Source organism: Streptomyces sp. CC228A, assembly GCF_021390935.1.
Taxonomy (GTDB): Bacteria; Actinomycetota; Actinomycetes; order Streptomycetales; family Streptomycetaceae; genus Streptomyces.
This window is the reverse complement of sequence record NZ_JAJPUI010000001.1, coordinates 345,899-366,707: the sequence shown is the minus strand read 5'-3', so window position 1 is coordinate 366,707 and position 20,809 is coordinate 345,899. Positions and strand designations below refer to the sequence as shown.

Genomic DNA, 20,809 nt, shown 5'->3' with positions numbered 1-20,809 from the left:
TGCAGAATGACACCCCGTCAGGCTGCGCGGGCGGGCCGGTACACGGCCGCGCGCAACCGCTTGTGGCCCTGCACGGCCGCATCATGGGCGGGCAGGGTCGCGCGTGGGCGTACGCACCGCGGGCCCGGAGCTTCGGTGCCCGGTGACCTCGGCGTGCCGTGCCGTGACACGAAGCCGCCCCCGGCCCACCGTTCGTCGGTGGGCCGGGGGCGGATCGCGGGCCACGGGCTCCGGTGGCCTCCGTCGGCCTTCTGCGGTCCTTCAGGCCGTACGAAGGGGTGCGCGCAGTCGGTCTCCAGCGGTCTCCAGCGGTTCTTCCGCGCCGGGCACGGGGGCGCGGGCGTTCAGTCGCCGGGCTTGATCCGGCCACGCCAGGACCCCGACGCGGCGCCCCGGTTCTCGATGTACTCCTTGAAGCGGCGCATGTCACCCTTCACACGGCGGTCGATCGTGCCCGTCAGGCTCGCCGCCTTCTCCGCGACGCCGCTCGCCTCGACGTCCATGACCAGTTCCACGCGGGTGTGCGTGTCGTCCACGCGGTGGAAGCTGACCGTGCCCTTCTGGCGGGTGTCGCCGCCGACCGTCCGCCAGGTGATCCGCTCGTCCGGAAGCTGGTCGACGATCTCGGTGTCGAACTCGCGCCGCACACCGCCGATCTTCGTGGTCCAGTGGTTGTGGCGGTCGTCCAGCTGGACGACCTCCTCGACGCCTTCCATGAACTGGGGGAACTCCTCGAACTGAGTCCACTGGTTGTAGGCGGTATGGAGGGGGACCTCGACCTCGATGGCTTCCTTGGCCGTGCTCATCAGTGACTCCTCGACTTCTCGCTCGGTTGCGGCAGCGCGGCGTCACGCCGCGCATTCCACCTCGCTCCGGGTACCCGGCTGCGGCGCGTTATGCATGTCGTTTTCGTCAGGCGGCACGGTCACCACCGCGCACGCCCTCGTCCGCTCCGGCGACCCGCACCTGCGAAAACACGCGCCGAGGTACGGCATTGCACGGTCCGTGCGACGTGCGGGAAGCGGCCGCTCCGGAGAGGCGACCGCTTCCCGCACGCGGTGTGCCGCAGCGGCGGACTGGCCGCAACCGGCCTGCCGGCCGAGCGGCCGGTGCCGATCAGGTGGCGCCCGTGACTCCGGCCTCCCTGACGCCGCGCATCAGTACCGAGCCGGCGAGGCCGACCACGACCACCCCGCTCAGCAGCGCCAGCCCCGTGGCCCACGCGGACGCCGCGCTGAGACTGCCGTCGAGCAGGGCGACGGGGCGGAACCCCGCCAGCACGTGGAGGACCAGCACACCGGTGCCGACCGCCGCGGCCGCGGTCCACGCCATGAAGGTGTTCCGCCCCACGAGCCAGGCGGCGCACGCCAGGCACAGCACGGTCAGCAGGAAGGCCGACGTCACGGAGGACCCCTCCGAACGCAGCCCTGCGACCTCCGCGGGCAGATGGACGAGGCCGCAGGCCGCCAGCGCGACCGCCGCGGGCCACCGCACCATCGACCGCAGCGCCGAGGAGGCGCTCGGACTGCCGTTGCCCTCACCCGGGGCACCGTCCTGCGGCGGTCTCATCCACCGGGTGAGCCCGCGCCGGGGCTTCCCGGAGCCCGAGAGGACCGGCACGGCGGCCTGCTCGGGCTGCGCCCGCTCCTTCTGCTCCTGCCCGCCCGTACGCTCCTGCTCGCCACCGCCGGTGCAGCGCCAGTGGCTTGCGTCGGTGCCGATGATGTTCACCAGCGCCACGACGTCCTCGATGGGCCTGCCCACGGCCGCGGCACGCAGCGTCGTCTCCGCCTGGCGCAGGTCGTAACCCGACTCGGTGAGCAGGGAGACCAACTGCCGTACCTCGTCGAGAGGCCGGGAGACGGCGGCGGCGCGCAGCGCCTCGTCAGCGGGCCTGGACACCTGTCCCGTCTCGTTGAGCCGGGCGACCAGCACGGCGACCTCCTGCACGGGGCGTTCGGTGGCCGCCGTCCACAGCAGGGTGTGGATCGCCTCGTCGCCGGCGTCCGACGCGCCTCCGCCGGTGCCGGACGTGCCGTCGGCGCGGGTCGCGCCCTCGGCGTCGGCTGAGCGGCCGGTTCCGTGCCCGCCCGCGGCCGCCGGGGCTCGGCGAGCTGCCGCTCCGCGGGTCCGGAAACGGCCTCGGGCCGGTGCTCCCTGACGGGAGCCAACTGCTCGGCCGGGGGCCGCGGCGTGGTGTCGGGGTGCGCGGGGCGGTGCCGTGGTGTGCGGCGCCGACCGGGGCCGGGGCGGTGCCGGGCTGCGCGGCCCTGGTGGGGGCCGGGGCGGCATCGGGGTGTGCGGCCCTGACCTGGGGCGGGGCGGCGGCGTCGCGGTGTGCGGCCCTGACGTGGGCCGGAGAGGCGTCGTGGTGTGCGGCGCCGGCCGGGTCCGGCGCGGTGGAGGGCGTGTGCGGTGCCGTACGCGGGGGAAGTGGGGCCTCCTGCTTCCGCGCGATCCCGCTCCCGTCCGCCGCGGGCCGCGGGGGCGCGTCGGGACGTGCGGGACCGGCGGGGGCCGCGGCCACGGGCGGTGCCTCCTGGGGGCGGGGCGCGTGGGGAGCCGGATGCGAGGGGACTGCGGGCCCGGGATCCACCGTCAGGGAGGCCCCTGCGGTCCGTTCTATGTCGTCGGTCGCGGGATGGGTGAAAGGGTCCGGGGTCATGTCTCTGGCTCCGATCGTGGAACATCCCGTAGGCGTCCACCATGGGGACTCGTGCCGTGCCCATCAGGGCACCTGCATCCAACTAGTGCGCAGTTCGCCGGACTGCGCCATCCGGGACCGGCCCCGCTGGCCCGATGGGGCGAAACGCCGGCGTTCGGAGCCGCCCCGAGGCGGTGCCGCCGCTCCCTTCACGGCGAGGGCGCGCGGGCTCCGCCGGCCCCGGGCGGACCGCGGCCGCGCAGGATCGCGTGGGGCTGGTGTGCCGGGGCGGAAGCCGGGTAGCGGAGCACGGCGTACGACCCCTCGGTTCGGTGGAAGGAGAGAGCCTGTGCTGATGGCACATCCGGCGGTACTGGCCAAGCTGATCGACGAGTACGAGGCGCTCCGCGCGCTCGACGCGGAGAACGGCGGCCCAAGGGTGCGGCAGCGGCTGGCCGACGTCGCCTACACGCTGTGCGTCTCCACAGGCACGCGGGACGTGGACGCGGCGCTCGTGGCCGCCCGGCACCGGCTGCCCGGGGCACGGCCGGAGGACGACTCGCTTCTGGTCTCCTGACGCCTCGGCGGTCCGGCCCGACCGGCGCCCCCTGAACCGGTGCTCCCCCCCGCTCCGGTGCAGGGGGCGCCGCTGCGAGCGGAGCCGGTTCGCAGGACCGCCCATCGGCGCGCGCCGGTCACGGGACCCGCACGGATCTGCCGCGACCGCAGGCTCCGAACGGGGAGGCGTCCGCCCCAACGGAATCCGCACCGGCCGAAGGAATCCGCACCGGCCAACGGAATCCGCTGCGGTGAGGTCCGGCCCAGCGGAGTCCGCCGGTGGGGTCCCGGCCCGGTGACGTCCGGCCCTGGAGCACCGACCCCGGAGGGCCGGGGCTCGCTGGACGCCGACCTCGCTGCGTGAGGACCTCAGTGACACCTCGGCGACACCCCCGGTGGCTCCCGACGGGAGCGGATGACGGCCTCAAGCGGCTGCCGATGCAGGTGGATGCCGGTGTCAGGGGGCCGCCGGCATCCGCGTGGGGGGTGCCAGTGTGGGGGGCCAGTGTGTGGGGCGTCAGTGGCCGCCGGTGTCAGTGGCGCGGGGGCAGGGCATCTCGACCCCGGTGGCTGCCGAAGGCGGCGGGTCAGAGGAGCGGTCCGAGCGGTCCCAGGTCGATGTTGAGGTCCTCGGGCTCCAGCCCGAACCGCGAGCGCAGCACCTCCATCCGGTCCTCCAGCAGCATGAGCGTCAGGCCGATCCGCTCCTCCTGCTCCTCCGTGAGGTCCCCGCTCTCCACGCGGCGCAGCGCCTGACCCTCCATCAGCCGGCGCAGCAGCTCGACGACGGTGAGCACGAGCCGGGCAAGGTCTTGCTCGACGGTGTCCGGGTCCATGTCGAGACGGCGGCGCGGTGCGGTCATGCCGGCGGCCCCCACGGGGCGGGGACCCTGGTGCTCACCGAGCTGATCAGCGCCCTCAGGTCCACGCGGACGAGGTCGACGTCGGCGATGGCGAGGGTGAGTTCCCCGGTCAGGACGACCCCTCCCGCGAGGAGCCGGTCCAGCAGGTCGACGAGGGCGATCCTGCGCCGGCCCAGGGCGCTGTCGACGGGATCGGCGGTGCGGCCGGTCATGCGGCGTCCTCCGTGGTCCCGGCGAAGGAGTACGGCGCCCAGGGGCCGGTCACCTCCACGCGGACGCCGCCGTGCTCGGCCCGCGCCCGGTCCACGAGGGCGAGGAAGCCCTCGCAGTGCTCCCGGGCGACGAGGTAGGCGGCGTTCAGGACGTTCGCCTCCCCGGTGACACCGGACAGGCGCGGGTCCTGCGGCGGGTGGACGGCGCTCTCCTCGGCGTACGCGGAGAAGACGTCATGCAGTCGGCGGCACGTCTCCTCGGCACGCCGCAGGCCCTCCTCGCGCCCTCGCCGCTCCCGCAACCGCCGCCGCAGGAACGCCCGTCCACCACCCTCCGCGCCCGGCGCCCCCGCCTCCGCGAAGGTCGCCGCCTCGGAGGCCGCTCCCGCGGAGGCCGCTCCCCGCGATGCCGGTTCCTCCGCACGGGGCGCCGGCTCGGGCCCCTGCCCGGCCGGGGCCGCCGTCCGCGGTGCGGGGCGACCGCCGGGCACCGGGCGGCCGGCGGGTCCTGCGGCACGTAGGCCTTCACACCCCACTCGACCCGGCCGTCGAGCCGTTCCAGGGCGCTGACGAACCGGTCATGGCCCTGCTCCAGCAGCCGGCGCACCCCGCTGTCGTCCCGGCACACCGTGGCGAGCCGCAGCGGCAGGGGCGAGGTGACGGTGGTGAGGGCGGCCATCACGGCCTCGTGGGAGCGGGCGAGCGCGGCCAGCCGGTCCAGGTCGCCCAGCAGGTCGCGCAGGGGGGCTTCGCCGAAGTCCTCGGCGGGCACGGCGTCCACCACGGCGGCCAGTCCGCCGTGGTGGACCAGGCGGGGCGGCTCGCCGGTGATCCCGTGGGCCCCCTCGGGCAGGAGCCCGTCGAAGGGGCGGCACACGGCGTACACGTACCGCAGGGACGCTTCGGGGGCGGTGGTCATACGGTGCGCTCCTCCAGTTCGGCGAGCCGGCGTCGCAGCTCCTCGTTCTCCCGGGCCAGTTCGCCCCTGCGGGCGTGCGAGGAGAGCGAGGGGTCGCTCTCCCACCAGTCGATCCCCATCTCCTTCGCGCGGTCCACGGAGGCGACGACGAGGCGTAGCCGGATCGTCAGCAGTTCGATGTCGAGCAGGTTGATCTTGATGTCGCCCGCGATGACCACGCCCTTGTCGAGGGCGCGTTCGAGGATGTCGGCGAGGTCCGTCCCACCGCGTTCGTGGGCGTACGGGTAGGGGAGCCGTCCGGGAGTCGTCACAGCTGCCGACCGCCCTTCTCCAGTCGTGCGAGCAGTTCGTCCTCCCGGCGGTCGAACTCCGCCTCGTCGATCTCGCCGGCCTCCAGCCGGGCGGCGAGGGCGCCGAGTTCGCGGTGCACGACCGCCGGGTCGTAGTACTGCCGCTCCGCCTCGGCGGCCACCTGCCGCAGCACCCAGGCGGTGCCGCGCAGCGGCGCGGCGGGCAGCAGCAGCAGTTCTCCCAGCAGTCCCATCCGCTGCTCCTTCCGTGTCTCCGTCTCCGACCGCCGCTCTGCCCGCCGCGGCTTCCTCTGTGTCTCCGTCTCCGACCGCCGCTCCGTCGCACGGCGGCTGCTGCCGTTCCCGCGGCGGCCGCATCGCCGCGCCGCGGGGGCGCCGCCGGGCTCGTCCGCTCAGTCCACGAAGCTGTACGGCGGCAGCGGGCCGGTCACCCGCAGGACGACGTGCCGGTGCTGCTCGCGGAACGACTCCGTGGCGGCTGTGAAGGCCTCGGCGCCCGCGCGGTCCACGAGGAAGGAGAGGTTCGCGAGGCCGCCCGTACCCTCGGGGCCGGGGCGGCACCCGACGGCAGCCGTCTCCAGCGCCTCGCGCACCAGCACCGCGTCGCGCTCGGCGCGCTGCTGCACGGCGGCCGTGACGCGTTCGCCGAGCGCCAGCCGTTCCTCGTAGGTGCCGCCGCCCGCCTCCTGGTTGCGCCGTCCGAGCTCCCGCAGGTCCGCGTCCTCGGCGAGGACCTGGTGCAGCACCGCATCCTCGTCGTGCGCCGCCTTCACGTTGAACTCCGCCTTGCCGTCCAGGGCGCGGAGCCGCTCCAGATGGTGTTCCTCGCGGTCGCGCAGGGCGGCGATGACCGCCTCGTCGTCCTCCGCGACGCAACCGAACCGCATCGGCAGCACGGTCCCCCCGGACGCCGCACCGGCGAGGACGCCCTGGTGCGCGAGCAGGTCGCGCCGCTTGGGCCGCAGGTCCTCCGGGGCGTCGCTGACCAGCGCGGCGAGGGCGCCCCCGTCGAGGACGCGCACGGGACGCGGCGGGTCCCCGATGCCGTCCGCCCGCTCCGGAAGCCCCGGGTGGGTGCCCCGGGCGATCCCGTAGACGTACGTGGTCACTTCTTCTCCTCCTCCTTGCGCCGCGACGACGACGACCGGCTGCCGCCCAGGCTCTCGGACAGGGACTGCGCCGCCCCCTGCAGCGCGCCCTTGGCCTTGCTCTGGGCCCCGGACTCCGTGATGTCGTCGACCAGTTCGGGCAGACCCGGGTCCTTGCGGGGGCCGGCCTCCAGGTCGAGGCGGTTGCATGCCTCCGCGAACCGGAGGTAGGTGTCGACGCTGGCGACGACCACGCGTACGTCGATCTTGAGGATCTCGATGCCGACGAGCGAGACCCGGACGAAGGCGTCGATGACGAGCCCCCGGTCCAGGACCAGTTCGAGGACGTCGTAGAGCCCGCTCGTGCCGCCGGACCCGCCGGTGCCGACGGCGCCGGCGGGACCAGTGCGTGTGGCGACGGTCATGTGCGTATCCCTCCTGGGAGTGGTCAGCGGACGTGTTCGTCCGCCCGTCCGCGTTCGTAGCGCCGGATGCGCCGGTAGGACGTGAGCTGTCCTTCGCCGTCGATCTCCACGTCGTACGTGGCGAGGAGGCTGACGGTGTCGGGGACCCGGGGAAGCTCCAGGACCTCCACGGTCAACCGCCATCTGCCGTCCGCGCGTTCGAACGAGGAGACGGTCTCGGCGGGGCACCCGGTGAGCCGGGTGAGCTCCTCGCAGGCCAGGCGCAGGATGTCCGAGGTGTTCGTCATGGTCGGCTCCGGGTTGCCGTCTCGTGCGTACGCGTACCGGTCGCCGTACGGGCCGGGCCCCGGGGCGCGCCCGGGGCCCACCCGTGGGCGGCGGTCGTGCGTACGGTCCGTCAGGGGAGGCGTACCGGTCACTGGGGTGAGCGGACCGGGCGCCGCAGCGGTGCGCAGCAGGCGGTCGGCGGCCGTCGGCGGGCGCTTCAGCCGTGCCGGCCGGCGGAGGTGCGGCCGCTGAACAGCCGGTAGAGCGCGAGCAGGATCACCGAACCCGCGATGGCGGCCACCCAGGTCGACAGGTCGAAGAACCCGTCGATGGAGTCGACGCCGAAGAGCACCTTGCCGAGCCAGCCGCCGAGCAGACCGCCGGCGATACCGAGGAGCATCGTGAGGATGACGCCGCCCGGGTCGCGACCCGGCATGAGGGACTTGGCGATCAGCCCGGCGAGAAGACCGATGAGGATCCACGCGATGACGCCCATGAGATTTCTCCTTCACCGTTGTGCGGCAAACTGGACAATCGGGGTTTCTCAACGCCTGCGCGCTCCCGCCGATTCGAAACCTCCCGCGTGTCGGAGGCGTCTCCCGCACGTCGTCGAGTCGTCGAGTCGTCGAGTCGTCGAGTCGTCGAGTCGCCGATCGCCGCGGCGCGTTCGGTGGTCCCGGCGGTGCCGCTCCACCGCCCCCAGACACCGCCCGTAGCGCACGGACGGTGCCGGCGGGGCGATTTCGCCCGATCCCGTCCGAAGCGTGAACGGGGCCGTTTCAATGCGGTGGAGACGGTCAGGCGCACACAGTGCGGTCCTGTCCTGAAGCCGTACACCGACTGACGAGTGAGGAGGTCCACCGTGGAGGACTGGCGACTGGCGGCCGTGTGCCGTGAGGAGGACCCGGACCTGTTCTTCCCCCTGGGCACGGGGGTTCCCGCCCTGATGCAGGCGGAGGAGGCCAAGCGGATCTGCCACCGCTGCCCCGTCCGCAGCGAGTGCCTGCGCTGGGCCCTGGACACCGGGCAGGACCACGGGATCTGGGGCGGCGCCGACGAGGCCGAACGCCGCACCCTGCGCCGGCGCGCGGCCCGCGCCCAGCGGAAGGCCGGCTGATCCGCGCGGGGGTGACCGGCGCAGGCGCCGCGGCGCGGCCGCGGCGGTGCTACCGGGAGCGACTGCCGCGACCGTGCGACTGATACGCAAGGCGCACGGCGGCGGCGTTCGCTCGGCACTGCGGAAGCACGCCCGCCGTGAGGCACCGAGTCCCGGCCGCAACGAGCTGAAGCCGCAGACGAGCTGAGGCCGCAGTCCGCGCCGAGTCGCGGACACGCCGGAGCCGCAGGCCGGGCGGGGCCGTTCCCCGCGGGGAGGGTCGGGGCCGCCGGGGGCTCCGTCAGACCTCCACCATCACCTGGTCCAGCGACTTCCGTTTCAGGTCCGGCACCTGGCAGTCCTCCGCCGGGTAACCCACCGGGATCACCGCGAACGCCTTCTCGTTCTCGGGCCGCCGCAGCACCTCGGAGAGGAAGCGCATCGGGCTCGGCGTGTGGACCAGTGCGGCCAGGCCCGACAGGTGCAGGGCGGTCAGCAGCATGCCGACCGCGATGCCCACGGACTCGTCCACGTAGTAGTGCTTCCGCCGCTCGCCGTCCTCAGCCAGCCAGTACCGCTGCTGGAACACCACGATCAGCGCCGGGGCGTCCGTGAGGTGCGTCTTCACCGCGTCCGTGCCCAGCGGACGCAGGGCGGCCAGCCACTCCTCGCCGAGTCTGCCGTCGTAGGAGATCCGCTCCTCACGCTCGGCCGCCTCGCGGATGCGCCCGCGGATCTCCTGGTCGCGGACCAGGACGAAGGTCCAGGGCTGCTGGTGGGCACCGGACGGAGCCGTGGCCGCGCAGGCGATGGCGTCCCGTACGACCTGCTCCGGCACGGGGTCCGACGAGAACCGGCGGACCGTGCGCCGCTGCCGCATCCGGTCGCGCAGCTCCGCCGAGCGCGCGAGGGACTCGGCGGGCTCCATCCGCTCCGGGCGGTAGGGGACCGGACGGTAGGGGGCGCCGTGGACGGGCTCCCAGCGCTCTTCGATGTGGGCTGTCATGAAGGAGAGTCTGGTGTCACCGGCCCCGGGTTCCAAGGGGGAGGACGGACAGGAAGCCGCACCCGTGGATCTGTGACCCGCCGGCCGGGATGGCCGTGTTCCGGCCGGCAGTTCCCGTCATCCGCGGAGGCCGGCGGAGCCGGCTGCGACGGTGGGGCGGCGGCGAGAGTGCGCGGCTTCCACGCGAGGTGACGCGCTGGCCCGGACGGTGACGTTGCCCTTGGTGATGACGTCCTGGGGCGGGAGGTCCATGGTCCGTGGCGGTGTGCCCGGAGCACGACGTGCCCCTGCTGTCCCGGGGCGGGGGCACCAGCCTGGCCGGGGAGCGCTGCAACACCGCCGTCGTCGTGGACTGGCACAAGTACTGCAACCGGCCGGTGCCGGTGGACGCCGAGCGGCGGCGGTGCGTCGCCGAACCGGGCATCATGCCGGACGGTCTGCACCGGCAGCCCGCCGAGCACGGCCCGGAGTGCGGGCCGAGGCCCGCCACGCACCCGAACTCAGGGTTTCCCGCCGGCGCTGTCGTCGGGGCCGGCGCCGGGCCGGTCCTCCCGGTGCCGGGTACCGGGCAGCATCTCCTGCACCTTCGCCTTGACGCCCTGCCTGATCATGGAACCGCGGTCGCTGTCGCCCCGGAGAATCGCCGCGGCGGCGGCCTCGATCTGATCCAGGTCCGCGTGCGGCGGGATGGGCGGCACAGCCGGGTCGGTGCGGAAGTCGATGACGAAGGGGCGGTCGGCCGACAGCGCCCGGTCCCAGGCCGCCTCGACCTGCTCGGGCTTCTCCACCCGGACCCCCTCCAGCCCGATGCGCTGCGCGATCTCCGCATACGGCAGGTCGGGGATCGCCTGCGACTCCTCGAACTGGGGCGCGCCCTCCATCGCCCGCATCTCCCAGGTGACCTGGTTGAGGTCGTGGTTGTTGAGGACGGCCACGACGAGCCGCGGGTCGGACCACTGCGGCCAGTACTTGGCGGCCGTGACCATCTCCATCATGCCGTTCATCTGCATGGCACCGTCACCGACGAGGGCGATGGCCGGACGGTCCGGGTGGGCGAACTTCGCACCGATCGCATAGGGGACCCCCGGCCCCATGGTGGCCAGCGTGCCTGACAAGGAGCCACGCATCCGACCGCGCAGCCGCAGGTGACGGGCGTACCAGTTGGCGGCCGAACCGGAGTCGGCGGTGATGACGGCGTCATCGGGAAGCCTGCCGTCGAGGGCGTGCACCACGTACTCCGGGTTGATCGGGTCGGCGTCGACGGCGGCGCGGCGCTGCATGACCTCCCACCAGCGCGCCACATCCTTCTCGATCTTCTCGCGCCAGGCCCTGTCCTCCTTGCGGCGCAGGTGCGGCAGCAGCCGGCGCAGTGTCTCGCGCGCGTCGCCCACGAGGTTCACCTCGAAGGGGTACCGCAAGCCGATCATGTGCGGATCGATGTCGATCTGCACCGCCCGGGCCTGGTCCAGCTCCGGCATGAACTGCGTGTAAGGGAAGCTGGAGCCGATCATGAGCAGGGTGTCGCAGTCCCGCATCAGCTCGTACGAGGGGCGGGTGCCGAGCAGGCCGATGGCTCCGGTGACGTAGGGCAGATCGTCGGGGAGGACGTCCTTGCCCAGCAGCGCCTTGGCCACACCGGCGCCGAGGATGTCCGCGAGCTCCTCCACTTCGGCACGGGCGCTTCGGGCGCCCTGCCCGATGAGGACGGCCACCTTCTCACCGGCGTTGAGGACATCGGCGGCCTGCTTGATGTCCGTGTCGGCGGGCACCGGGGCGTAGTGGCTGAGCCCCATGCTGGAGGGCACCATCTTGAAGGCGTGCGACGGCGGGCTGTAGTCCAGATCCTGCACGTCAGCGGGGATGATGACGGCCGTGACGGTCCGCTTGGCGTACGCCGTGCGTATCGCCCGGTCGATCAGATTCGGAAGCTGCTCGGGCACCATCGCCGTCTCGCAGAAGTCCGAGGCCACGTCCTTGTACAGGCTCTGCAGATCGACTTCCTGCTGGTACGAGCCGCCCATCGCGCTGCGGTTGGTCTGCCCGACCAGTGCGACCACGGGGACATGGTCGAGCTTCGCGTCGTACAGGCCGTTGAGCAGGTGGATCGCACCGGGGCCGGAGGTCGCCGCGCACACGCCCACCTTGCCGGAGAACTTCGCGTAGCCCACAGCCTGGAAGGCCGACATCTCCTCATGCCGGGACTGGACGAACCTCGGCTGGTTGCCGGCGCGTCCCCATGCCGCCAGCAGACCGTTGATGCCGTCGCCCGCATAGGAGAACACGTGGTCCACGCCCCATTCACGCAACCGCTGGAGGATGTGGTCGGATACCTTCATGACGCCCTCGACCTTCCGCTGATGCCGCGCCTGTTCCTCCCGGGCTCCTGCCGCACCGGGGGACCCGACGGGTTACCGGTCGGCGACCGGGCCAAACGCCACGGCGCTCGTCGCCGCCGGCACGGGCGCTCCAGGCGGCGTCCCCGCTCCTGCCGCAGGGGGCTGAAGCCGGGGGCGCGCCGGCTCTCGGCGGCCGACCGGCCGACGGCAGTGAGCCGGCCGTAGGGGCGCGCAGCGTTCGGCGTCGCCGCGCCCCCGTACCGGTCGGTTCGTGCAGGGGGATGCCCTCGTGCGCGAGGCGGTCCGCGGGTTCGTCGCGGAGCAGCAGGTCTCCCACCGTGACTTCGAGGATGCCGGTGGTCACGGTGTCGTGGTTGCTGCGGTGGCCGGCCAGGAGGCCGTGATCCTGGAGGGCGCGGGAGCGGAGACGACGACGATGTCCTCGGAGTCGGCGTGCCGGCGGGGGCGGATGCGGTCGAGCGGGAGGGTGGCGGGCGATGTCGCGGAGGTGTTGATCGCCGCTCCGGGGATCGGTGGTGAGGCCCGGAGCGTCGCTGTGGGACCCGGTCGTATGGGCGCCTGCGGTGTCCACCCCGTGGCCGCGCGCGCCGGCCGCGTCCCGGCGTACTGCCGGGGGCGACGCGCTGCGCTCTTATTGCACATATATTGCAAGTGCGATGGCAGTGCAAAAGGAGTGGTGCAGTGGGTGGACCGGTCGTCCTTGGAATCGAGTCGTCATGCGACGAGACCGGCGCGGGGATCGTGCGGGACGGGAAGCTTCTCGCGCACGTGGTGGCGTCGAGCATGGACGAGCACGCCCTCTTCGGCGGTGTGGTGCCGGAGATCGCGGCCCGGGCTCACCTCCAGTCGTTCAACCCGGTCGTCATCGGGGCGCTTGACCAGGCGGGGCTGAGGCTGGGGCAGATCGACGCGGTCGCCGTCACCACCGGACCGGGGCTGTCGGGCGCCCTGCAGGTCGGCCTGGCCGGGGCGAAGGGCCTCGCCTACGCGGCCGGGGTGCCGCTGTACGGGGTGCACCACCTGGCCGGGCACGTCGCCGCCGACACACTGGAGCACGGACCCCTGCCCGCCCCCTGTGTGGTGCTGATCGTCTCCGGCGGCCACACCTCCCTTCTCCTCGTGCGGGACCTGGTGCGCGACCCGATCCTGCATCTCGGGGACACTCTGGACGATGCGGCGGGCGAGTGCTTCGACAAGGTCGCCCGCATCCTCGGCCTGCCGTATCCGGGCGGGCCCGCGATCGACCGGGCCGCCCGGGACGGCGACCCGCGGGCCGTGGACTTCCCGCGTCCGCTGACCCGGGGCGGTGACGACCCGTACGCCTTCTCCTTCTCCGGCCTCAAGACCGCCGCAGCCCGCTGGGTCGAGAAGCACCGCCTCCAGGGCATCGACGTGCCCGTCGCCGACGGTGCCGCCGCGCTCCAGGAAGCCGTCGCCGACGTGCTGAGCCGCAAGGCGCTCGCCGCCTGCACGGCGTACGACGTCAAGACGCTGATCGTGGTCGGCGGCGTGGCGGCCAACTCCCGCGTCCGCGCCCTCACCGAGCGTCGGTGCGCCGCCGCCGGCGTGGAGCTGCGGGTGCCGCCGATGACGCTGTGCACGGACAACGGCGCCATGATCGCGGCGGTGGGCGACCTCCTCGTCCGCTCCGGTGCCGAGCCCGCCCCGCTGGACGTCTCCATCGACCCGTCCGCGCCGCTGGAGTACGCCTCCCTGACCCCGGTCGCCGCCCCGGCCGCGGGAGTGACCTGATGGCCGTCGTCGTCCGGGCGGTCTCCGGCGAGCAGCTGCCGGTGTACGCGGAAGGCGTCCGGGCGGTGTACGCGGACGCGTTCGGCGGCCCGCCCTGGGGCGAGGGGCCCGAGCGGGCCGACGCCTACCTGGAGCGGCTGGCGGACGACGTGCACCGGCCGGGTTTCACCGCCGCCCTCGCACTCGACGGGGGCACCGTCCTGGGCTGGGCGACCGCCTGGACGACCCCTGACCCGTTCCCGGCAGACCGCTGTCACCCAGGCGTATCCGCCGCCCTCGGCGGGCCGTGGACAGCCGAGTGGTTGTGCGGGGCCCGCGAGGTGGACGAGCTGGCAGTCGCCCGGCATGCGCGCGGCGTCGGCCTGGGGCGGCTACTGCTGGCGGCGGTGACCGAGGACCGGGCCGACGGCCGCTGCTGGCTGCTGACCTCGGTCGCCGCTCACGAAGCCCTCTCCTTCTACGAGCGGGAGGGCTGGACCCAGGTCACCCATCCCGCGCCCGGGGGAGCCGGCCATGCCGCCTTCCTCGGCCCCCGGCATCCGGCCCGCACAGCCGCCCCTCGCCCCTTCGAGCCCCGTGGGCTCGCATCCCTTCGACCGGAGCAGTGAGAACCTTGCGTACCGCCGACATCCGCCAGCGCTTCCTGGACTACTTCGCCGCCCGCGGCCACACCGTCGTCCCCAGCGCGCCGCTGCCCACCCCCGACCCGACCCTGCTGTTCGTCAACGCGGGGATGGTGCCGTTCAAGCCGTACTTCACCGGCGAGGCCGCGCCTTCGTGGGGGAGGGCGACGAGCGTGCAGAAGTGCGTGCGGACCCTGGACGTCGAGGAGGTCGGCAAGACCACCCGGCACGGCTCGTTCTTCCAGATGAACGGCAACTTCTCCTTCGGGGACTACTTCAAGGAGGAGGCCATCGCCTTCGCCTGGGACCTGTCCACCAAGCCGCAGGCAGAGGGCGGGTACGGGCTCGACCCCGAGAGGATCTGGGTGACCGTCCACCACTCGGACGCCGAATCGCGCGGCATCTGGCGCGCGGTCGCCGGCCTGCCGGACGCGCGGATCGTCGAGCGGGGCGACGAGGACAACTTCTGGTCCATGGGCGTCCCCGGGCCCTGTGGCCCGTGCTCGGAGCTGTACTACGACCGCGGCCCGGCCCTCGGCCGCGAGGGCGGCCCGGCGGTCGACGAGGACCGGTACATGGAGTTCTGGAACCTCGTCTTCATGCAGTACGAGCGCGGCGAAGGCCCCGGCAAGTCCGGCTACCCGATCCTCGGCGAGCTGCCGCGCCGCAACATCGACACCGGCATGGGCCTGGAGCGGATGGCCACCCTCCTGCAGGGCGTCGACAACCTCTACGAGACCGACGAGACCCGCCCGGTCCTCGACCGCGCCGCCGAACTCGCCGGCGTACGGTACGGCGCCGACGCCCAGGCCGACGTGCGGCTTCGCGTGGTCGCCGACCACGTCCGCACCGCGCTGATGCTCCTCGCCGACGGCACCGCCCCCGGCAACGAGGGCCGCGGCTATGTGCTGCGCCGCATCCTGCGCCGCTCCGTCCGCGCCATGCGCCAGCTCGGTTTCCACGACCGGGCTCTGCCGGAGCTGCTGCCCGCCGCCCGCGACTGCATGGCCCCCTCCTACCCGGAGGTAGCGGAGTCCTTCGCCCGCATCTCGGATCAGGCGTACGGCGAGGAGGACGCCTTCCGCGCCACCCTCAAACAGGGCACCACCGTCCTCGACACCGCCGTCGCCAAGGTCAAGGAGGACGGCGGCCGCTCGCTGCCCGGCGCGCAGGCGTTCCTCCTCCACGACACCTACGGCTTCCCCATCGACCTCACCCTGGAGATGGCCGCCGAACAGGGCGTCGAGGTCGACCGGGACGGCTTCACCGCCCTGATGAACGCCCAGCGCGAGCGCGCCCGCGCCGACGCCCGGGCCCGCAAGTCCGGCGGCGCCACCGACACCGCAGCCCTGCGCACCGTTCTGGACGCGCACGGGCCGACCGACTGGCGCGCCTGGGAGGCCCTCACCACCGAGTCCCGCGTCCTCGCCCTGATCGGCGCCGAAGGACCGGTGCCGGTCGCCCGGACCGGGGACATCGCCTCCGTCGTCCTGGACCGCACCCCCTTCTACGCCGAGTCCGGCGGCCAGGACAGCGACGCCGGGCTCCTCTCCGCCGCCTCCGCGGAGGCCGAGGTCATCGACGTCCAGCGCCCGCTGCCCGGCCTCGTCGTCCACCAGGTCCGCATCACCGCCGGTGAACTGGCCACCGGCGACACCGTCCACGCGGCCGTCGACGCCGAGTGGCGGCTCGGCGCCCGCCAGGCCCACTCCGGCACCCACGTCCTGCACGCCGCCCTGCGCGAGATCCTCGGCCCGACCGCCCTCCAGTCCGGCTCCTACAACCGGCCCGGCTACCTCCGCCTCGACTTCCCCTGGCGCGGCGCCCTCACCCCCGCCGTCCGCTCCGAGGTGGAGGAGGCCGCCAACCGCGCCCTGCGCCGCGACCTGCCGGTCGGCGTGCGCTGGATGACGCTGCCCGAGGCCAAGGAGATCGGCGCGCTCGCCCTGTTCGACGAGACGTACGGGGAGAAGGTCCGGGTCGTCGAGATCGGCGGCGCCTGGTCGCGCGAGCTGTGCGGCGGGACGCACGTCGAGCACGCCTCCCAGATCGGCACGGTCGCCCTGACCTCGGAGTCATCGGTCGGCGCGGGCATGCGGCGTCTGGAGGCCGCCGTCGGCATCGAGGGCTTCGGCTACCTCGCCCGCGAACGCGACCTCGTCGCCCGCATCGCCGAACAGCTCGGCGCGCCCCGCGCCGAACTCCCCGAGAAGATCGCCGGCCTCCTCGACCGCCTCAAGGCCGCCGACCGCGAGAACGCCCGCCTCAAGCAGCAGGCCACCACCACCCGCGCCGCCGAACTCGTCGGGGGCGCGGTCGACGTGGACGGCGTTCAGGTCGTCACCGCCACCGCCGAGGGCGCAGCGGATGAGGCCCGGGCCCTGGCCGCCGCCGTCCGTGACCGCCTGCCCGCCGGCACTCCCGGCGCCGTCGGCATCGGTACAGGAGCCGGCGTGGTCGTCGTCGCGCTGAACGACGCCGCCCGCGAGGCGGGCCTGAACGCTGCCTCGCTGGTCAGGCAGCTTCTCGGCGGACGTGGCGGCGGCTCCCCGCAGCTGGCGCAGGGCGGCGGGGCAGCCGACCGCCTCACCGAAACCCTGGCGGAACTGCCCCGCGTGATCGGCGCCCGCTGATCCGAGCGCGGGGAGGGCGTGGCCGCATGCCGACGCCCTCCCCCTGGTGCGGCCGGCTGCCCGCTTCTGCTGTCGGCTGTTCGATCAGCCCGGGTGCCTCCGTCAGGTCACTGCGCCGGCAGGCGCGGGGTGCGCGGTGGCACCGTGCGCCGGCTGTCGGTCTTCTCGAAGGCCGCCGCGAGGGCCAGGAGGGCGTTGTCGTCGTAGGCGCGGCCCGCGAAGGTCAGCCCGACGGGCATGCCGGTGTCCGCCATGGTGCCCATGGGCACGGTCACCGTCGGGATGCCGAGGTGGCGGGGGACCAGGTTGCCGTTGGCGACCCAGACGCCGTTGCGCCAGCCGAGGTCGGCGGAGGCCACGTTCACGTCCATGTCCGCGGGGCCCACGTCGGCCACCGCGGGGAAGACCACCGCGTCCAGGCCCAGCCCGTCCATCCACAGCTCCAGGTCGACGCGCCGCGTCTCCTCAAGGCCCCGCAGCCCCTGCTCCAGGAGCGGCATGTCGGCGAGGGAGGCGTACGGGCGCTCGCGCACGAAGCGGGGGTAGTCGCTGATCGTGTCGTCGAAGCCGTCGTACCGGTCGGGCAGCTCGCCCTCCTGCTTGGGCCATATGCGGTCGCCGTCGACGTCGGCCAGGGTGGAGAGCGCCGGGTCGCCGTTGGCGCGCAGGAAGTCGTCCCAGGCCCAGGCGGACAGGTCCTCGATCTCGAATGTCAGGTACTCGCGGCTGACCAGTCCGCGGGTGAGCAGCGAGGGCGCTCCGGGGCGGTCGGACTCGTAGCGGGAGACCACGGGGAAGTCGACCTCGACCACCTCGGCTCCGGCGGCCTCCAGGTCACGGCGGGCGGCTTCCCACAGGGCGATCACCGAGGGATGCGTGTCGATGCGCTGCCCGGTCTGGCCGCCGATGCCTCCGTCGGGGTTCGTTCCGGCGTCGGGGTCGGCGTTGATGTACATCCGGGGCACGCCGACGCGCTTGCCGGCGAGCGCGTCGGACGCGGCCTCGGTGTCGGCGGGTGCGAGGGCCGGGTAGGAGGCGGGGCGCACCTGCGACGCCGGGGGCAGTGCCACCCACGGCTGCGCGCGCCACAGGTCCCCGCGCGTGTGCGGGTCGTCGGCGACGATGACGTCGAGCACTTCGAGCAGGTCGGCCATGGTGCGGGTGTGCGGGACCACGACGTCCATGGTCGGTACGAGGGGCCAGTTGCCGCGGACCGAGATCACGCCGCGGCTCGGGGTGTAGGCGCACAGCGCGTTGTTCGAGGCGGGGGCCCGGCCTGAGGACCAGGTCTCCTCGCCGAGGCCGAACGCGCCGAAGGACGCCGCCGTCGCCGTGCCGGAGCCGTTGGAGGAGCCCGAGCCGTAGGCGCTGGTGAGCCAGTCGGCACTGTACGGGCTCTCCGCGCGCCCGTAGAGGCCGCGCTGCATGCCGCCGTTCGCCATCGGCGGCATGTTGGTCAGGCCGATGAGCACCGCGCCGCCGGCGCGCAGCCGCTCGATGGCGAAGGCGTCGCGCTGGGCGACGAGGTGCGCGAACGCCGGGGAGCCGGATGCGGCCGTCAGCCCCTTCGCGAGGTAGCTGTCCTTGGCGGTGTACGGGATGCCGTCCAGCGGGCCCAGCGTCTCGCCGCGCGCGCGGCGGGCGTCGGACGCCTCCGCCTCCTCCCGGGCGCGCGGGTTCATCACGACCATCGCGTTCAGAGCGGTGGGGGTACCGGGCCGGTCGTACGCCTCGATCCGCGCGAGGTAGGCGTCGAGCAGCTCCACCGCGGTCGTCTCGCCCTTCTCCAGCGCTGCGCGCAGGTCGGCGATACAGGTCTCCACGACATCGAATCCGCGCGTCATGAGGGTGTCTCCCGGGGTTGATGGGGCAGGCGGGCCGCTGGCCAGTCGGGGCGACCGGGCACAACCGGTCGGCACACACCCCAGCGCACTGGCTAGATTTTCAATCTAGACTAAGAGTCTAGATTCAGGGAACCTAAACTGGGAGCCTTGATTCCGGACCTGGAGTGAGCTCATGGCGTCGACAGAGACCGGGCCCGCGCTGCCCGACCGCGTCCCCCCGCCGGGGGGCGTGACCGGTGCGGGGAGCGTCGGGACCGGGGGCACCGCCTCTCGACCCGCGGCCCGGGTCCCGATCGACAGGAAGCGTCAGCCCAGCGGGGACGAGGCGCGGGAGCGGGCCATGCGGGCCGCCATCAGCGTCATCGCCGAGAAGGGCACGGCGGCCCTGCGGATGACGGACATCGCCGAGCGGGCCGGCATGAGCACCGGGCACATCCTCTACCACTTCGGCAAGAAGGACCGGCTCCTGCTCGAAGTCCTCGCATGGAGCCAGGCGGACCTCTGGGCCCGGTTCCGGAAGGCCGTCGAGCGGGCCGCGTCCCCCGCCGAGAAGCTGGACCTCTTCGTACGCTTCTACCTGCCGAGCCATCAGGGCGACGAGCGCTACGCGCTGTGGACGCAGGTGCTGGCACAGCGCCACGATGAAGCAGGCCGGCAGATCCTCACCGAGCTGCTGGACGGCTGGGACGAGCGTCTGGAGGCCATCGTCCGTGAGGGCCGGGACCTGGGACACTTCGCCGCCGTGGACCTTCCCGGGTTCGTCATCCGGGCTGTGGCCATGTTGAGCGGTCTCTCCGAGGACGTGATGTTCGGACGCGCCCGCTGGCAGGACGCCTCCCCGCACGCGTTCGCCCTGGCTGCCCTCGAACGCGAGCTGCGTCCCACCGGCCAGGGCTGACGACCGGCGTGGACCGTCAGCGGAACCGAACGCGCGCTCTCAAGGAGCACCCTTGCACTCGGGGCGTCAGACCCGCGGCATGACGCCCTGCTCCACCTGGCGCCGGCGCGCCCGGTGCGCGGCCGCACCGGTGCGGGTGGCGCACCGGTCGGAGCAGTAGCGCCGGGCCTTGCCGGGGGCGCGGGAGAAGGCGTCCCAGAGGGAGGGGGTGCGGCCGTCCTCGGCGACGGCGCCCTCGATCGGGTGGGCGGCGGTGGCCGCGCCCCGGAGGAAGCCGGGCGGGAAGCGCAGTCCGTCGACGGACGCGGGCGCGGTGACGGGGGCGTTGGCGGGGTTGCGGGCATGACGGGGCCTCCGTGTTGGCAGAGGGGTTGGGATACGGAGAGAAGGAGCGGGTCAGCCCTTGACGGCGCCTTGGGTGATGCCGCCGACGATGTGACGGCCGAAGAGCACGAAGACCAGGAGCAGGGGCAGGGTGCCCAGGAGCGCTCCGGCCGTGATCACGGACCAGTCGGTCGACCAGCCGGTTCCCAGTCCGGCGAGGGCGACCTGGACGGTGGGGTTGGTGGAGCCGTTCATCACGATGATCGGCCACAGGAAGTCGTTCCAGGACTGGACGAAGGTGAGCATGCCGAGGACCGCCATCGCCGGGCGGGCGACCGGGAAGACGACGTGCCAGATGACACGCAGCGAGTTGGCGCCGTCGACGCGGGCGGCTTCCAGGAGTTCGGTGGGCAGGGCCTGCGCGAGGAACTGGCGCATGAAGAAGACACCGAAGGCGGTGACCAGGACAGGCAGGATCAGCGCCCCGAGGTGATTCCCCAGTCCCAGGTGCCTGGTGAGGATGAACAGCGGTACGACGCTGAGCTGGGCGGGCACGGCGAGGGTGGACAGGACCAGGCCGAGCATGACCTTCTTCCCCCGGAACCGGAGTTTGGCGAAGGCGAAGCCGGCGAGGACGGAGAAGGTCACCGTGCTGGCGGTGACGGTCGCGGCGACGAGCGTGGAGTTGAGCAGCGCGACGCCCATGCCGCGCCCGCCGGCGTTGTGCCAGACGTAGGTGAGGTTCTCGAAGAGGTTGCCGCCGGGCAGTATCGGAGGTGGGCTGGAGACGACCGCGTGGCTGTCGGTGGACGCCGCGACCAGCGTCCAGTACAGCGGGAACAGCGAGGCCAGGGCCGCGAGTCCGAGGACGATGCGGGCGAGCGGCCCGGCCCGGTGCTGGCCGCCGGCCGGCCGGCGCGGGCGGGCGGTCGCGCCGCCGTCCGGCGAGGGCGGTCGGACAGGGGTGTGGTGGTGGTCATGTCGTACTC

Annotated in this window: 22 protein-coding genes and 2 pseudogenes; 7 read left to right on the top strand and 17 right to left on the bottom strand. The window is 73.5% G+C overall.

Features of this window, described 5'->3' with window-relative positions; genetic code table 11:
* Positions 1 to 344 precede the first annotated feature (344 nt).
* Positions 345 to 806, bottom strand: a complete 462-nt coding sequence (locus L6E17_RS01655; protein ID WP_236239005.1) for an SRPBCC family protein — start codon at positions 804 to 806, stop codon at positions 345 to 347.
* Positions 807 to 1,116: 310 nt separating this feature from the next.
* Positions 1,117 to 1,950 (bottom strand): hypothetical protein, encoded by an 834-nt coding sequence (locus L6E17_RS01650; RefSeq protein WP_236239004.1) that lies wholly within the window; start codon positions 1,948 to 1,950, stop codon positions 1,117 to 1,119.
* Between the two features lie 1,043 nt (positions 1,951 to 2,993).
* On the opposite strand from L6E17_RS01650, the gene L6E17_RS01645 reads away from it, so the two are divergent.
* The gene (locus L6E17_RS01645; RefSeq protein ID WP_236239003.1) at positions 2,994 to 3,221 is read left to right on the top strand and encodes a DUF5133 domain-containing protein; all 228 of its coding nucleotides are present in this window, start codon (positions 2,994 to 2,996) and stop codon (positions 3,219 to 3,221) included.
* A 568-nt stretch (positions 3,222 to 3,789) separates the two neighbouring features.
* Here L6E17_RS01645 and L6E17_RS01640 read toward each other — a convergent pair.
* The 10 genes and pseudogenes from L6E17_RS01640 to L6E17_RS01600 all read right to left on the bottom strand — a co-directional run bounded on the left by L6E17_RS01640 (position 3,790) and on the right by L6E17_RS01600 (position 7,783).
* Positions 3,790 to 4,065: a gas vesicle protein K gene (locus L6E17_RS01640; RefSeq protein WP_236239002.1), complete on the bottom strand. Its 276-nt coding sequence runs from the start codon at positions 4,063 to 4,065 to the stop codon at positions 3,790 to 3,792.
* Positions 4,062 to 4,277 (bottom strand): gas vesicle protein, encoded by a 216-nt coding sequence (locus L6E17_RS01635; RefSeq protein WP_236239001.1) that lies wholly within the window; start codon positions 4,275 to 4,277, stop codon positions 4,062 to 4,064. Before L6E17_RS01635 ends, L6E17_RS01640 begins: the two co-directional genes overlap by 4 nt.
* Positions 4,274 to 4,768: a GvpL/GvpF family gas vesicle protein gene (locus tag L6E17_RS30815; RefSeq protein WP_308315830.1), complete on the bottom strand. Its 495-nt coding sequence runs from the start codon at positions 4,766 to 4,768 to the stop codon at positions 4,274 to 4,276. Before L6E17_RS30815 ends, L6E17_RS01635 begins: the two co-directional genes overlap by 4 nt.
* Before the next feature lie 23 nt (positions 4,769 to 4,791).
* Positions 4,792 to 5,196: pseudogene (locus L6E17_RS30370) on the bottom strand (GvpL/GvpF family gas vesicle protein); the annotation flags it as partial.
* Positions 5,193 to 5,507, bottom strand: a complete 315-nt coding sequence (locus L6E17_RS01625) for a gas vesicle protein (protein WP_236239000.1) — start codon at positions 5,505 to 5,507, stop codon at positions 5,193 to 5,195. The pseudogene L6E17_RS30370 and the gene L6E17_RS01625, both read right to left, overlap by 4 nt.
* Entirely contained in the window at positions 5,504 to 5,740 is a 237-nt protein-coding gene (locus L6E17_RS01620; RefSeq protein WP_236238999.1) for a gas vesicle protein GvpG, read from the bottom strand. Before L6E17_RS01620 ends, L6E17_RS01625 begins: the two co-directional genes overlap by 4 nt.
* 159 nt (positions 5,741 to 5,899) lie before the next feature.
* The gene (locus L6E17_RS01615) at positions 5,900 to 6,616 is read right to left on the bottom strand and encodes a GvpL/GvpF family gas vesicle protein (RefSeq protein WP_236238998.1); all 717 of its coding nucleotides are present in this window, start codon (positions 6,614 to 6,616) and stop codon (positions 5,900 to 5,902) included.
* Positions 6,613 to 7,020, bottom strand: a complete 408-nt coding sequence (gene gvpJ / locus L6E17_RS01610; RefSeq protein WP_236238997.1) for a gas vesicle protein GvpJ — start codon at positions 7,018 to 7,020, stop codon at positions 6,613 to 6,615. The genes L6E17_RS01615 and gvpJ overlap by 4 nt, the downstream gene beginning before the upstream one ends.
* Before the next feature lie 23 nt (positions 7,021 to 7,043).
* Positions 7,044 to 7,307 (bottom strand): gas vesicle protein GvpO, encoded by a 264-nt coding sequence (gene gvpO, locus L6E17_RS01605; RefSeq protein ID WP_236238996.1) that lies wholly within the window; start codon positions 7,305 to 7,307, stop codon positions 7,044 to 7,046.
* Between the two features lie 197 nt (positions 7,308 to 7,504).
* On the bottom strand, positions 7,505 to 7,783 hold the full coding sequence (locus L6E17_RS01600) for a GlsB/YeaQ/YmgE family stress response membrane protein (RefSeq protein ID WP_236238995.1): 279 nt from the start codon (positions 7,781 to 7,783) through the stop codon (positions 7,505 to 7,507).
* Between the two features lie 366 nt (positions 7,784 to 8,149).
* On the opposite strand from L6E17_RS01600, the gene L6E17_RS01595 reads away from it, so the two are divergent.
* Positions 8,150 to 8,404, top strand: a complete 255-nt coding sequence (locus L6E17_RS01595) for a WhiB family transcriptional regulator (protein WP_236238994.1) — start codon at positions 8,150 to 8,152, stop codon at positions 8,402 to 8,404.
* A gap of 280 nt (positions 8,405 to 8,684) precedes the next feature.
* On the opposite strand, the gene L6E17_RS01590 is transcribed toward L6E17_RS01595, so the two are convergent.
* Positions 8,685 to 9,389: a nitroreductase family protein gene (locus L6E17_RS01590; protein ID WP_236238993.1), complete on the bottom strand. Its 705-nt coding sequence runs from the start codon at positions 9,387 to 9,389 to the stop codon at positions 8,685 to 8,687.
* Positions 9,390 to 9,646: 257 nt separating this feature from the next.
* Between L6E17_RS01590 and L6E17_RS01585 the strand changes: the two are divergent.
* Positions 9,647 to 9,874: pseudogene (locus L6E17_RS01585) on the top strand (FAD-binding protein); the annotation flags it as partial.
* Between the two features lie 15 nt (positions 9,875 to 9,889).
* Here the strand turns inward: L6E17_RS01585 and L6E17_RS01580 are convergent.
* Entirely contained in the window at positions 9,890 to 11,725 is a 1,836-nt protein-coding gene (locus L6E17_RS01580) for a thiamine pyrophosphate-requiring protein (protein WP_236238992.1), read from the bottom strand.
* A gap of 702 nt (positions 11,726 to 12,427) precedes the next feature.
* Between L6E17_RS01580 and tsaD the strand changes: the two genes are divergently transcribed.
* The 3 genes from tsaD to alaS are packed head-to-tail and all read left to right on the top strand — an operon-like array spanning position 12,428 to position 16,754.
* Entirely contained in the window at positions 12,428 to 13,498 is a 1,071-nt protein-coding gene (gene tsaD, locus L6E17_RS01575) for a tRNA (adenosine(37)-N6)-threonylcarbamoyltransferase complex transferase subunit TsaD (protein ID WP_236238991.1), read from the top strand.
* Positions 13,498 to 14,106 (top strand): GNAT family N-acetyltransferase, encoded by a 609-nt coding sequence (locus tag L6E17_RS01570; RefSeq protein ID WP_236238990.1) that lies wholly within the window; start codon positions 13,498 to 13,500, stop codon positions 14,104 to 14,106. The genes tsaD and L6E17_RS01570 overlap by 1 nt, the downstream gene beginning before the upstream one ends.
* Before the next feature lie 5 nt (positions 14,107 to 14,111).
* On the top strand, positions 14,112 to 16,754 hold the full coding sequence (gene alaS / locus L6E17_RS01565; RefSeq protein ID WP_236239599.1) for an alanine--tRNA ligase: 2,643 nt from the start codon (positions 14,112 to 14,114) through the stop codon (positions 16,752 to 16,754).
* Between the two features lie 107 nt (positions 16,755 to 16,861).
* On the opposite strand, the gene L6E17_RS01560 is transcribed toward alaS, so the two are convergent.
* The gene (locus tag L6E17_RS01560) at positions 16,862 to 18,598 is read right to left on the bottom strand and encodes an amidase (RefSeq protein ID WP_236238989.1); all 1,737 of its coding nucleotides are present in this window, start codon (positions 18,596 to 18,598) and stop codon (positions 16,862 to 16,864) included.
* Positions 18,599 to 18,770: 172 nt separating this feature from the next.
* Here L6E17_RS01560 and L6E17_RS01555 point away from each other — a divergent pair, with 172 nt between their 5' ends.
* Positions 18,771 to 19,496, top strand: coding sequence for a TetR/AcrR family transcriptional regulator (locus L6E17_RS01555; RefSeq protein ID WP_236238988.1), 726 nt, complete (start codon positions 18,771 to 18,773; stop codon positions 19,494 to 19,496).
* A 66-nt stretch (positions 19,497 to 19,562) separates the two neighbouring features.
* On the opposite strand, the gene L6E17_RS31320 is transcribed toward L6E17_RS01555, so the two are convergent.
* Positions 19,563 to 19,787 carry a family 1 glycosylhydrolase gene (locus tag L6E17_RS31320; protein ID WP_374108993.1) on the bottom strand — a complete coding sequence of 75 codons (225 nt, stop codon included), beginning with the start codon at positions 19,785 to 19,787 and terminating at the stop codon, positions 19,563 to 19,565.
* Between the two features lie 105 nt (positions 19,788 to 19,892).
* Positions 19,893 to 20,693 (bottom strand): carbohydrate ABC transporter permease, encoded by an 801-nt coding sequence (locus tag L6E17_RS01545; protein WP_236239598.1) that lies wholly within the window; start codon positions 20,691 to 20,693, stop codon positions 19,893 to 19,895.
* Between the last annotated feature and the right edge of the window lie 116 nt (positions 20,694 to 20,809).